Source organism: Mesobacillus boroniphilus JCM 21738 (assembly GCF_000517385.1).
Taxonomy (GTDB): Bacteria; Bacillota; Bacilli; order Bacillales; family Cytobacillaceae; genus Mesobacillus; species Mesobacillus boroniphilus.
The window spans coordinates 64971-77985 of record NZ_BAUW01000002.1 but is presented as its reverse complement, the minus strand read 5'-3'; the positions used below and the strand labels follow the sequence as shown (position 1 = coordinate 77985).

The window sequence follows — 13015 nt, the reverse complement described above, 5'->3', positions numbered from 1 at the left end:
GTCACTTCCTAACTAGTGGACTTGCTGTATCAATGATTGGAGATATTGAAATCTCACTATTATCGAGATGGAAACTAACTTTCTTGTAAACCTGGTTCGTCAAGAAGGCATACTTTCCGAAAAACACCTTTGTATTCGGGAATACTTTGTCAAATACAAACAAGGATGAGTGTAGTCTATCCTGTTTTTCAATTTGTAAAAACTCGAGTTCAGACAGCAATTCAGCTAAACCTGCTTCAACATTCCGCCTTGTATTTCGCTGTTTCGCAATCGTCTGTTTTTGTTCAGAAGTAAGTGCACCTGACCGATTGCCAATTTCAGCAAGTTTCACTTCTATCTCAGTGAGTTTTCTAATATTGGCTTTTGCTGTTTCAATTGATTGGAGAGTTTCGAGCTCAGCTTTTTTCAGTAAAGGATCCCAGCCAACGGCTAATTCGGTTTTGGTAAAAAGCTCATTGCCTAATTCCTTGACAGAAATATTTCGGCCAGCAGAGATTGTCCCCCCGATGATTGTTCCTGTACGGCATTCAATATTACCTGCAGCAGTAAGTTTACTATGCAGTATGGAGGACTTCACGATAATATCCTGTCCTGCTATTACATTGGCCTGGTTCAGGTAATTCGCAAGTACACTTCCCCCCGCTGACACCTTACCCTTCATCGCTCCGGCTACACCACCCTTGATGATGATATTGCCTTCTGAAAGGAGGTTGGCTGCTTCAACAAGGCCATCCACAATGATATCTCCACCAGCTTTCAACTCATATCCGCTAGGCACATTCCCTCTAATGGAGATGTTTCCCACAAATTCAATATTCCCTGTCCGTAAATCAAGATCACCTTTGACTTCGAATACAGGATTGACCGAGATTGATATTTGAGTAATGCTGACCTGCCCATCACATGCTGCAAAGAACTGTCCGGATTCAAGAACCACATTATTCCCTGGCTTCACCCTAAGGGGACGTCCGGGCTTGGCGGGAATGGTCTTTCCAGTGACATCTGTCCCATGCCGGCCAATCGTTGGCGGGACTATAGATGCCAACAACTGCCCCTTTCTAACTGAGGGAATATGGATGACAGCACGAAAATTAAAGACTTTATGGTCATCAGGATGATTTTGTTGGAGTTCGTTCCGCAAATATGAATCTTCACCATCCACTTTTGGTTCTCCTGCAGCAATAGTAATCGGATACTCGATAGAATTAGGATCTTCTGAGATTTTCGCTACAACATCCAGCTTTACCCCGAATACGATCTTTTCTTCTTTTAAAATATTCATTAATTCGTCTACAGAATAAGCCTTTTCTTCACTTCGGATATCCAGAATCAATTCTGCTGTAAGCCTGTCATGTGATAACTTCACCTTATATTCCGTCGCCAAGTTGATCTCCCGCCTTCTGTTAAGCTGTCTCTAACCATTTTCTCAGTTTAAATATCGCTTTAGAATGAATTTGTGAGATTCTCGATGTAGATAGGTTCATGACTTGTCCGATCTCTGTTAATGTTAATTCTTCTTTATAAAACAAACTCAATACGAGTTGTTCTTTATCATTTAATTTTGAAACTTTTTCAGCTATCTCATCCAGCAATTCAGACTTAATAAGTTTATCTTCAGGAATTTCAGCTTTTTCATCCTTGATCACAAATGACTGGTTATCACGTTCATCATTTTCACTTGGATGCTCATCTATGGAAAGTACATTCGCAAAGAAATGTTCATTTATTGTTGTGTAAATTTCTGCTTCATCCATGTTCAGTTCGCTGGCAATTTCTTCAATCGTCGCATTTCTCATAAATCGCTGTTCAAGCCGCTCGATCGCTGCATCAATTTTTTTGGCTTTTTCCCGGGTACTTCTTGGAAGCCAGTCTTCCTTTCTTAATCCATCTAAAATCGCTCCGCGGATTCGAAATGAAGAATATGTATCAAATTTCAAATCTCTGTTTGGATCGAATTTTTCTAGAGCATCATATAACCCAATCATTCCCAGACTTTTTAGATCATCTCTAGACACACTTTTCGGAAGACTTACTGAAATTCTTTGCACATGGTAGGAAACAAGTGGCATATATTTTTTTATCAGCAAATTACCTGCATCCGGATCACGGAACTGTATCCATTTATCCCATGTTACCTGTTCTTCCGAAGTGGATCCTCGTACCATTGTAATCCTCCTCACGCGCATTACGCATTATTCTTTGAAGCTATTACATAAGCAACTTCCATTAAATTTCACTATTCCCTTTATTAACAGTCCTGATTTGCAACAAACCGGTTTTAGGGTCGAACTCAATTGTCCTTCCGCTATTCCCGCCTACATCCTGGGCTATAACCGGAATCCTGAGTTCCTTCAATTCCTGTAAAACTGCTTCTACATTCCTTGGTCCAATTCTCATCATGTCGCTGTTTCCTGAAAACTGGAACATTTGCGCGCCGCCAGCAATCTTCGCCTTTAATCCCGAAGATCTTGCTCCTATTTTTATCAAGGAATTCAGCAGTTCCTTAATGGCAGTATTAGCGAATTTGGCTTTATTCAGCGGCTCCGCTCGGGATAATGATGAATCTGGCAGCATAATATGTGCCATACCAGCGATATCCCTTGCCTGATCATACAATACCACACCAACACAAGAACCAAGACCCGTAGTCCGTATTAAATCCGGAACCTTAACGATATTCATATCAGCAATGCCAACTTTGATGATTTCTGCTGTTTTATGCATCAACCCTTACTCCTAGTGCAGAAAAATGATATGGAACGAATCCGGGTCTGGCAATAGAAAGAAATGGCCATTCACACTGTCAGGCAACTGAGCTTCTTCTTCATCCAAAGCCGTATCGATCACGATTGCATAATCACTCACCTGAGACAATTCCAGCAGTCCGAAACTGATAACTGCTCCTACCATATCTATACTTAAAGCCGGAACCGAAGGATACAGGCTCAGTTTCGTAAAATCCGAAAGAGAAGTTAAATAAGACCCTGATAAAATATTGCCTAATTCCTGGAGAGCTGACAATGCCAGTTCATTATCTTCTTCATCGGAAAACGAGAATGATTGGTTTTTTGTAAGTTGGCCGATATATTTCTCCGCCTGTGGAAGCGGGAGGATAAAGAACATGCTCCCTGGAGCATCGCCCTCTATCCGTAGAAAAACGCTTGCTACCACATTGTCGGGTCCACCGGCGAGGTCCATCACTTCGTCAAAGGATACGATCCTGACACTGGGCACTTTCATATCAATTTTTTTATTCAATAAAGTTGATAAAGCCGTTGCAGCATGTCCTGCCCCAATATTTCCTACCTCTTTTAATATATCAAGGTGAATGTCCGAAATGCTTTTTAGAAAAGTCATAGTTATATTCCCTTCAATTACAAAGCTTTAACTTCGTCGGACTCAAGGATTTTGTTCAAGTCTATTAATATCAATAACCTCTTATCCAGATTGGCTACTCCATCAATAAAACCTTCAGCTGCTAAACCCACGACTTCAGGCGGTGGTTCAATTGCGCTTGTTGGGATATCAATGACATCATTTGCGCCGTCTACAATCAAGCCAACTTCTTTATCTTCCATTGAAACAATGATTACACGAGTACCTTCGTTGTATGCTTGTTCCCCCATGCCAAACCTGACACGCAAATCCAAAAGCGGAGTCACTACGCCTCGAAGGTTCATTACCCCTTTTATAAAAGGATTTGTGTGAGGGACCCTTGTGATATGCATGATTTTTTCAATAGATTTCACCTGGCTTACTGGAACACCATACTCTTTATCATTCAGCTGGAACACGATTACTTTCAAGTCTGAAACCAGATTTTCAGCCATTTTCATCACTCCTAAAATATCATCGTCATTGCATTAAGCAGGATTCTATTTAATTAAGGCATTGCAATCCACAATCAAAGCTACTTGTCCATCTCCAAGGATCGTAGCTCCGGAAATCGCAAATACATTCGTTAAATAATTCCCTAGTGATTTAAGGACTACTTCCTGCTGGCCGATGAATGAATCTACAATCAAACCAGCCATTTTATCTCCTTTTCGAACGATAATGACAGAGTGGAATTGATCATCAACTTGCTCTGACGGAACCTTAAAGATATCCTTTAAGAACAGCAGCGGCACGACCTTGCCTCTAAAATCAATCACCTTTTGATTATGCGCATTCATGATGTCAGAGTCTTTGATTATGGCTGTCTCAATGATTGAAGACAAAGGAATAGCGAATTTTTCTTTCTGGATTTCGACTAACATTACAGAAATGATCGATAGTGTCAGCGGAAGCTGAATCGAGAAAATAGTTCCCTCATTTTCCTTTGAATCGATAGAGATTGATCCTCCCAATGACTCGATCGTATTCTTTACAACATCCAACCCTACCCCGCGTCCGGAAATATCTGATATTGTTTCAGCGGTAGAGAAGCCAGATGAAAGAATTAATTCATACGCCTGTTTATCAGTAAAGCCAGCAGCGGATTGTTCGGTAATGATGCCCTTGCTGATTGCTTTCTTTAAAACTTTATCCCTATTGATTCCAGCACCATCATCTTCAATTTCAATGAATACATGATTGCCGCTGTGGAAAGCACGAAGCACCACAGTACCCTCTTCATTCTTGCCCTTTGCCCTGCGCACTTCAGGTGATTCAATGCCATGGTCAACAGAGTTTCTCAATAAATGTACAAGCGGATCGCCAATTTCATCAATTACGGTACGATCCAATTCTGTTTCGGCACCAACGATTTCGAGATTGATTTTCTTATTTAAGTCTCTCGATAACTGACGAATCATTCTCGGGAAGCGGTTGAATACCGTTTCTACCTGGACCATCCGCATATTCAGAATGATATTTTGCAGGTCACCGGAGATCCTGGACATCCTTTCGACCGTTTCTGTAAGTTCACCATTATCAAGGTCTTTGGAAATTTGCTCTAATCTGCCGCGGTCGATTACAAGCTCTTCGAATAAATTCATTAAAATATCAAGACGTTCAATGTTTACCCTTATCGTTTTGCTGCTATTACTTTGCTGTTTGACACTGCCTTTTTTATCAATAACCGGAGAAACTTCAGATGCAATTGATTCTGATTTTTCACGGACAGGAGATTTGGATTCACCTGGAGCTTTTGAATTATCCAAAGCTTCAATAGTTGCTTCATTAATTTCTTCATCAAACTCTAAGGATCTTAAGTCAGTTTTGACAACTTCAGACACCTTCATGATCTTGCCTTTAATATGCTCTGGATCATCTTTTGAGACAATTGTTACAGTAAATTCATGGTCGAATTGTTCATCCTCCAGCTGCTCTACTGATGGATTCGCTTTGATTACTTCCCCGATCTTCTCCAGTACCTCAAAAACCATATAGACACGGGCGGCTTTCAGTAAGCAATCTTCGCGCAGAGCGATGGCAATTTCATATACACCGAATCCTTGTTCTTTGGACTGCTTTAACACGGTCCATTCAAATTCATCATAGTGGGATTGTTGACCTGCTTCTATAACTGCTGTAGCAACTGCCTCATTCCTGGCAGAACCTGAGAGCGGTTCCCCCTTTTCAATTAATTTCAACTTTTCCACTGTTTCAGTAACGTCCTTTTTGCCATCGCCACCGGACGCGATCAACTGAACCATATCTTCCAGGTGGTCGACAGCCATGAAAATAACATCGACAATTTCAGGTGTTGTTATCAATCTGTTATTCCGTATTGCATCCAATACATTTTCCATTTGATGAGTAAGGCTTGCCAGATCCTCGTAACCCATTGTCGCTGACATCCCTTTAAGGGTATGGGCTGACCTGAAAATTTCATTTATGATCGATAAATCCTGGGGGTTCTTCTCTAATTCCAACAGCTGTTCATTGCAGGCCTGTAAATGTTCTTTACTTTCTTCAATAAAGACTTCAAGATATTGATTCAATTCCATGTGCTCAGCACCTCCGGCCTCAAATATTATTCATGATTGATTGAGCGATGTTTTCTACATTCGCTACCACATCAACCATATTCGTTGCAATCGCTGCTTTCGGCATCCCGAAAACGATTGATGTATCCTGCGATTCGGCAATCGCTTTAACAGTTCCGCTTTTTTTCATCTCTACCAGTCCTTTGGAACCATCTGAACCCATTCCTGTCATGATAACAGCGATTTTAGAGTAGTTCTTAACTCTACTGATGGACTCGAACATCACATCAACAGAAGGTCGATGGCCATTTCGCGGCGGTGATAGGGTAAGGCTGACTGCCAGCGTCAATCCTAAATGCTTAACCTCCATATGGAATCCACCAGGAGCTATATAAGCCGTCCCTTTTTGTAAAAGCTCCCCTTCTTCCGCTTCTTTGACTCTGATCTGGCTTAAGGAATCCAGTCGATTGGCAAGGGACTTTGTAAAACCTGGAGGCATATGCTGGACGACAAGTACAGGTACATCAAAATCTTTTGGCAATGAAGTTAAAACCTGCTGTAATGCCCTCGGGCCCCCGGTAGATGTTCCTATGCAGACAATCTTTTTGGATTCACGGGTAAATCCCCTGGTTATTACAGGTCCAGCTGCATTTAACTCTGAATCTATTGAACTGTTCTGTTTCTTTCCAAAAAATTTGGAGTCTTCAGGAAAGTTTATTTTAGATAAGTTAGCTTTACTGGCAGATAAAACTTTCTGGATTAACTCCGTTTTAATTTTATGTAAATCAATAGAAATGGACCCCGATGGCTTTGCAACAAAATCTACAGCCCCCGCTTGAATCGCCTGCAGAGTAGTGTCTGCGCCTTCTTTTGTGGTGCTTGAAAGCATGACAACCGGAAGCGGTTGTTCTTGCATAATCATCTTCAGAACTTCTAACCCATTTAATTTCGGCATCTCGACATCAAGTGTGATGACGTCAGGACGTAATTCCCGCCATTTTTTAATGGCATCCTCTCCGTTACGAGCCGTGCCAATAACATCAATTTCTGGATGTTCTGATAGAAAGTCATTGATCAGCTTACGCATGAAAGCCGAATCATCTACGATGAGAACTCTAATTTTTGCCACTCGACCACTACCTTTCGAAAAGGAATTGCTTCAATCTTGCTGTAAAACTCCTGTTATCTCTCTTTTCGGCATTGTAGCTCTCTTTATTGATATATTTTTCGATAATCGCTGCCATTCCTTTAGAAGCTTGTGACCTTTCATTGAACATTGTAAAAGGTATTTGGCGTTTCACAGCTTCCTGGACTGTTTTATCATCTGGCAGTATCCCAAGCTTGGTAGCGTCCTGCCCAAAAATTTAACGAGAACATCTTCGAGCCTTGTCATCGTGTCATTGCCCTCCTTAGCAGAACCCGCCCTGTTGACCACTAAATAGAAAGGCGATTCTGAATCTGCAAGATGGATGTATTTCATGGTGGCGTATGCATCCATCAATGAAGTTGGTTCAGTCGTAGTGATTACGAATATTTCGTTGACAGACAGCAGGATTGATAAAGTTTCTTCGTTCAATCCTGCTCCCATATCAAAAATAAGATAATCATACTTCCTTAGTACTTCACTTAAGCTCGAAGTAAAATATTCAACGCTATCACGATCCATCCTGACCAGCTGGCTTAAACCTGTACCGCCTGAAATATATTCAACGCCATGCGGCCCTTGAAAAATAACTTCCTCCATCGATGATTTGCCCGAAAGGAAATCGGCAATGGAGAGGGAAGAATTTTTACCCATTAAAATCTCGATATTCCCCATTCCAATATCAAGATCAAACAGCAATACCTTGAAGCCCTTTTGGGCCAGAGAAATTGAGAAGTTAAGTGAAAAATTCGATTTGCCGACTCCACCCTTACCGCTGACCACTGCAAGTGTTTTCGCTTCCTTCACTGGAGTATCCATTTTAAGACGGTTTCTTAATTTTTCTGCCTGGTCATTCATAGGTGCTTGCTCCAAGAATAGTATTTGCTATCATTTCAGGATTTGCCTCAATCAGATCATCTGGCACATCTTGTCCATTGGTCAAATAGGCAATTCCTGTCGAGAACTTTATTGCCATATTTAGCATCGACCCGTAAACCGCCGTTTCATCCAATTTAGTAAAAATGAATTGATCAATATGGATCAGCGAAAATTGCTTGCGGATGTCTTCCATATCTTTTTGTTTTGCCGTCAAAGCGAGGACAAGGTAGGTTTCCATGTTCTTGCCAAAATCAATCACATTTTTCAAATCGTTTACATATTTTTGATTCCTGAAATTCCGTCCGGCTGTATCAATAAAGACAAGGTCATAGTCCGAGAATTTATCTGTTGCAGCCTTGAAATCATCCAGGTTGTAACAAACTTCGATTGGGACATCGAGGATTTTTGCATATGTTTTCAACTGCTCAATTGCCGCAATTCGATAGGTGTCTGTCGTAATAAAAGCCACCTTTTTCTGGTGCTTCAATACACATTCAGCAGCAACCTTTGCCAGCGTTGTCGTTTTCCCTACGCCAGTCGGTCCAATCACATTGACAAATTTCTTTTCAAAAGAAACACCTTCAAATGTAAGTGGAGAAAGCCTGGATCCAATAGCTGTGCCAATCCATTCGGTAATTTCCTCATCACTTGCTTTCGATCCGCCAAGGTACCACTTTTCAAGAAGGACCGCAGCCAGTTCATCAATGATCTCATGGTCGACTTCCTGATCTCTCAAGCATTGGATTTGCTTGCTCACTGGTTCTGGCAAAGAGACTCCTTCGGATTTACCAGTTCCCTTTAACATTTCCTTAAGCTGTGAAATTTCTTTTAGAAGATCCTTGTCAGCTTTTCGTGGTGTTTCCGTTATAGGATTCATCCTTACAGTTTGTGCATCCTTTTTAGATTCATCATTTTTTACGGACGGCTTATATTTATTTGGCTTATCCATAATGTCAGGATTGGGACTTCCTTCAGTGTCTGGGTCAATGGCGGCAATTACCTCAATGCTATTTTTCTTAAAAAGCCCCATGAACCCTCCTGTATGGACGACACGAGAATTCAAGATTACTGCATCACTTCCCAGTTCCCCTCTGACTAGTTTCATTGCTTCCGGCATGGATGAAGCTGTAAACTTTTTCACTTTCATTCTACATTCACCACTCCGACACTTTGGACTTCAACATTTGCTTCAAGTTCGTTATAAGACAATACAGGAATCTGTGCAAAATACCTTTCCGTCAATTGGCGCACATACATCCTGACCGCAGGTGAGCATAATATGATCGGTGTTTGCTCCATTATGCTCAATTGCTCTACCTGGTTTGCCACAGATTCCAGTATCCCTTGAGAAACTGCCGGGTCAAGAGATAAGTAGTTACCGTGCTCAGTTTGCTGTACACCTTCCGCTATAACCTTTTCTACTCGTCCTGATAGTGTTATAACCTTCAGGGTTTCTCCATTTCGTGAATACTGGTTCGTAATTTGCCTTGCGAGTGCCTGGCGCACGTATTCAGCAAGGATGTCTGTATCTGTTGTTACTTTTCCGTAATCTGCAAGTGTTTCGAAGATAATCGGCAAATTCCTGATTGATACATTCTCCTTAAGCAGCTTGCCAAGTACTTTTTGAATTTCACCAATGGATAATGGATTAGGTGTTGCTTCCTCGACAAGGATTGGATAGCTTTCACGAAGATGATCGATCAACTGCTTCGTTTCCTGTCTTCCCAGCAGTTCGTGTGCATTAGCTTGATCACTTCGGTAATATGGGTCGACACAACTGAAGGAGGATCGACAACGGTGTAACCAAAGATTTCAGCCTGTTCCTTCATTTCTTCTGTGATCCATTTAGCAGGCAATCCAAAACTTGGTTCGATTGTATCGATTCCTTCAATTGAGTCATCATCTATACCAGGACTCATTGCCAGATAATGATCGAGAAGCAATTCTCCCCTGGCCATTTCATTCCCCTTGATTTTCAGTCTGTATTCATTCGGCTGGAGCTGGATATTGTCCCGGATCCTGACCACGGGAATGACCAGTCCCAGCTCAATGGCCAGTTGCCTTCTGATCATGACAATCCGGTCAAGAAGGTCTCCTCCCTGGTTAGCGTCTGCGAGGGGGATCAAGCCATAACCAAATTCAAACTCAATCGGATCAACATTCAATAGATTGACAACACTTTCAGGACTTTTCATCTCGTCCATCTGAATGTCTTCTTCCATTTCCTGCAGCTGCTGCTTATCCTGCTCTGGAACACGGGAGAAAGAGTACCCGCCTATAGCCATCAGTGCCGCGATTGGAATCGTAAGCATATCGTGAATTGGCGTAAACAGCCCTAACAGGAAAATCGTTGCTGCTCCAACATATAGCATTTTAGGATAAGCAAGTAACTGTGAGGTAATATCAATTCCAAGATTTCCGTCAGACGCAGCACGAGTAACCACTATACCCGTCGCTGTTGAAATCAGCAGTGCCGGTATTTGACTGACAATCCCATCTCCTACTGTCAATAGCGAAAATTTCTCAGCTGAATCTCCAATGCTTAACCCTAATTGAGTCATACCGATGACAATCCCGAAGATCAAGTTGATCAGAACGATGATGATTCCCGCTATCGCATCTCCTTTTACGAATTTACTCGCACCGTCCATCGCACCGTAAAAATCGGCTTCACGGCTTACTTTTTCGCGTCGTTCCCGCGCTTGCTGCTCAGAGATCATCCCGGCATTCAAATCAGCATCGATACTCATTTGCTTACCTGGCATCGCATCAAGGGTAAACCTTGCAGCAACCTCTGAAACACGCTCTGAACCTTTCGTGATGACAATGAATTGGATAATGATCAAGATCAGGAATACAACCATCCCGACAACAACATTCCCTCCGACAACGAAGGTACCGAATGTTTCAACCACCCCTCCAGCTTCACCTTTTGACAAAATCGATCGTGTTGTTGATACATTCAGTCCTAGCCTGAATAAAGTTAACAACAGCAGCAGTGAAGGAAAAACAGAAAACTGGAGCGGCTCGGTCATATTCATTGTGTTCAACAGCACCAGAAGTGCAATTGAGATGTTTACCATGATTAGTACACTTAATAGCCATGGCGGAAAAGGAATGATCAACATGGCTACGATTAATATGACACTAAGCAGGACGGACAGGTCTCTTGCTGACATTGTACTTCTCTCCTCCTAAACACTGCATACCTAAGAATTACAGCACTTTATTTTTTGTTTGATACACATAGGCCAGGATTTCTGCCACCGTTTTGAAAAATTCCTCAGGAATGGCATCACCGATTTCAGCCTGGCTGTATAAAGCCCTTGCCAGCGGACGGTTCTCGACAGAAATAATATCATTTTCCTTGGCAATCAATTTAATCTTCTGTGCGACAAAATCGACACCTTTTGCTAAAACAATGGGGGCATCAGACTTCTGTTCGTCATACTTTAACGCAATCGCAAAATGGGTCGGGTTTGTAATGACTACATCCGCTTTTGGGACTTCTTGCATCATCCGCCGCATTGCCATCTCTCTTTGCTTCTGTTTGATTTTCGACTTGATCAGAGGGTCACCTTCGATATTTTTATACTCATCTTTCAAGTCTTGCTTTGACATGCGGATACTTTTCTCATAATCATATTTTTGGTACAGATAGTCCAATAATGATAAAAATAGCAATGCTCCGGAAGCAAAAAGGCCCATTTGGAGCGTCAGCCCGGCAATAGTGGCAATTGCAGCACCAACACTCTTATTAGCGAGCAGCAGTACTTCGTCCAATCTCAGCCACAGGACTGAGAATGCAATCACTCCTACGAAGGTGATTTTGAGAATTGATTTTAGCAATTCAACGATTGCCCTCATGGAAAAAATCCTCTTGAAGCCGCTGATCGGATTAATTTTTTCAAGTTTCATTTGTATTGCTTCAGTAGAAAACATATAGCCAACCTGGATGTAGTTGGCAGCCATCCCTGCGATCAACGCAATGATCATGACCGGGCCAAGGAAAATGACCAGTTCACCCAAAATTTCAATTACTATGGATTCAATGTTGTTCGCCGTCAAATCCATCAACATATAGTTTTGCAGGGAATGGCGAAGAATTCCGATAAGTCTCTCCATCATCACACTGCCAAAAAACATTAAGAACAAAAAGACAGCAAGGAGGACAATAGCTGTATTGACATCCTGACTTTTGGCAACCTGCCCTTTTTTTCGGGCATCCTGCCTTTTTTTAGGAGTCGCTTTTTCTGTTTTTTCGCCAGCAAAAAACTGCAGGTCTAATGTCAAAAAATCCATTTAAGCTCCCCCGATCAATTCCATCAATCCTCTCATTGTAAGAAGGGTAGTGGAAAAGAGATCTGTTACCACCATCATCAGGACGCCCATAACTGCAAACATGATAAGAAAACTGACACCTATTTTAACCGGAATCCCAACAACGAAAATATTCAATTGCGGCACAGTCCTCGCTGTAATCCCCAGTGCTACATCGACGAGGAACAGACTGCCGACGACAGGCATGGACATCTGGAAGGCAATGATGAACATTTTATTGAATGAAAGGATGATGAATTCGGCAATGTTCGAATTCCCAAATGGAATCAATACCTGATCGATCGGGATGAAATTATAACTGTAAAAAATTCCATCCAGCAGCAAATGATGGCCATTGACGGTCAGCAAAAACAACAGAGAGATTATATACAAGTACTGTCCCATCAGAGGACTTTGTGCCCCTGTTTGTGGATCGATAACATTCGCAATCGCAAACCCCATCTGAAAATCAATGAGTCCCCCGGCAATCTGGATGGCAGCCATCATTAACGCCGCAATGAAGCCTATGATTAACCCAACCATTGCCTCTTTGATGACCAGCATGAAATATGTGCTATCTATTGCGATTTCTGGAGCTCCTATTGCTGTGAACATGATGATAGAAAGCATGAATCCAAGCCCTACTTTATGTGATGCAGGTATCGTCCGATATGAAAATAAAGGCATCATCAAGAAAAAGGACGTCACCCTAACAAAAATCAGCAGGAATGCCGGAAACGATGGAATAAAATCTAGCATC

12 protein-coding genes and 1 pseudogene are annotated in these 13015 nt (G+C 41.9%); all 13 read right to left on the bottom strand.

Annotated features, from left to right (window positions below; genetic code table 11):
• Position 1: 1 nt before the first annotated feature.
• Entirely contained in the window at positions 2 to 1384 is a 1383-nt protein-coding gene (locus JCM21738_RS01305; protein ID WP_023614867.1) for a flagellar assembly protein A, read from the bottom strand.
• Positions 1385 to 1403: 19 nt separating this feature from the next.
• A complete protein-coding gene (locus JCM21738_RS01300) occupies positions 1404 to 2165 on the bottom strand; it encodes a FliA/WhiG family RNA polymerase sigma factor (protein WP_023614868.1) in 762 nt (253 codons plus the stop codon).
• Positions 2166 to 2226: 61 nt separating this feature from the next.
• Complete coding sequence (locus JCM21738_RS01295) at positions 2227 to 2724, bottom strand: chemotaxis protein CheD (protein WP_023614869.1); 498 nt, start codon at positions 2722 to 2724, stop codon at positions 2227 to 2229.
• A 12-nt stretch (positions 2725 to 2736) separates the two neighbouring features.
• Positions 2737 to 3357 carry a chemotaxis protein CheC gene (locus tag JCM21738_RS01290; protein WP_035208736.1) on the bottom strand — a complete coding sequence of 207 codons (621 nt, stop codon included), beginning with the start codon at positions 3355 to 3357 and terminating at the stop codon, positions 2737 to 2739.
• Between the two features lie 17 nt (positions 3358 to 3374).
• Positions 3375 to 3836, bottom strand: coding sequence for a chemotaxis protein CheW (locus tag JCM21738_RS01285; RefSeq protein ID WP_031307880.1), 462 nt, complete (start codon positions 3834 to 3836; stop codon positions 3375 to 3377).
• A gap of 39 nt (positions 3837 to 3875) precedes the next feature.
• Positions 3876 to 5933: a chemotaxis protein CheA gene (locus JCM21738_RS01280; protein ID WP_023614872.1), complete on the bottom strand. Its 2058-nt coding sequence runs from the start codon at positions 5931 to 5933 to the stop codon at positions 3876 to 3878.
• 19 nt (positions 5934 to 5952) lie between these two features.
• A complete protein-coding gene (locus tag JCM21738_RS01275) occupies positions 5953 to 7041 on the bottom strand; it encodes a protein-glutamate methylesterase/protein-glutamine glutaminase (protein ID WP_023614873.1) in 1089 nt (362 codons plus the stop codon).
• Between the two features lie 7 nt (positions 7042 to 7048).
• Complete coding sequence (locus tag JCM21738_RS24975; RefSeq protein WP_243462829.1) at positions 7049 to 7213, bottom strand: hypothetical protein; 165 nt, start codon at positions 7211 to 7213, stop codon at positions 7049 to 7051.
• Positions 7210 to 7914, bottom strand: a complete 705-nt coding sequence (locus tag JCM21738_RS01270; RefSeq protein WP_243462828.1) for a MinD/ParA family protein — start codon at positions 7912 to 7914, stop codon at positions 7210 to 7212. The genes JCM21738_RS24975 and JCM21738_RS01270 overlap by 4 nt, the downstream gene beginning before the upstream one ends.
• A complete protein-coding gene (gene flhF / locus JCM21738_RS01265) occupies positions 7907 to 9082 on the bottom strand; it encodes a flagellar biosynthesis GTPase FlhF (protein ID WP_023614875.1) in 1176 nt (391 codons plus the stop codon). The genes JCM21738_RS01270 and flhF overlap by 8 nt, the downstream gene beginning before the upstream one ends.
• Positions 9079 to 11114 (bottom strand): annotated as a pseudogene (gene flhA, locus JCM21738_RS01260) (flagellar biosynthesis protein FlhA). The gene flhF and the pseudogene flhA overlap by 4 nt, the downstream one beginning before the upstream one ends.
• 37 nt (positions 11115 to 11151) lie before the next feature.
• Positions 11152 to 12237, bottom strand: a complete 1086-nt coding sequence (flhB, locus tag JCM21738_RS01255) for a flagellar biosynthesis protein FlhB (protein ID WP_023614877.1) — start codon at positions 12235 to 12237, stop codon at positions 11152 to 11154.
• Positions 12238 to 13014, bottom strand: coding sequence for a flagellar biosynthetic protein FliR (gene fliR / locus JCM21738_RS01250; protein ID WP_023614878.1), 777 nt, complete (start codon positions 13012 to 13014; stop codon positions 12238 to 12240). It lies immediately after the preceding gene.
• Position 13015 lies beyond the last annotated feature (1 nt).

Bases quoted from the DNA above. Each gene is read 5' to 3' on its own strand.
- fliR (WP_023614878.1), bottom strand. From the start codon at position 13,014: ATGCTAGATTTTATTCCATCGTTTCCGGCATTCCTGCTGATTTTTGTT.
- JCM21738_RS01300 (WP_023614868.1), bottom strand. From the start codon at position 2,165: ATGGTACGAGGATCCACTTCGGAAGAACAGGTAACATGGGATAAATGG.
- JCM21738_RS01280 (WP_023614872.1), bottom strand. From the start codon at position 5,933: ATGGAATTGAATCAATATCTTGAAGTCTTTATTGAAGAAAGTAAAGAA.
- flhF (WP_023614875.1), bottom strand. From the start codon at position 9,082: ATGAAAGTGAAAAAGTTTACAGCTTCATCCATGCCGGAAGCAATGAAA.
- JCM21738_RS01295 (WP_023614869.1), bottom strand. From the start codon at position 2,724: ATGCATAAAACAGCAGAAATCATCAAAGTTGGCATTGCTGATATGAAT.
- flhB (WP_023614877.1), bottom strand. From the start codon at position 12,237: ATGGATTTTTTGACATTAGACCTGCAGTTTTTTGCTGGCGAAAAAACA.
- JCM21738_RS01270 (WP_243462828.1), bottom strand. From the start codon at position 7,914: ATGAATGACCAGGCAGAAAAATTAAGAAACCGTCTTAAAATGGATACT.
- JCM21738_RS01285 (WP_031307880.1), bottom strand. From the start codon at position 3,836: ATGAAAATGGCTGAAAATCTGGTTTCAGACTTGAAAGTAATCGTGTTC.
- JCM21738_RS01290 (WP_035208736.1), bottom strand. From the start codon at position 3,357: ATGACTTTTCTAAAAAGCATTTCGGACATTCACCTTGATATATTAAAA.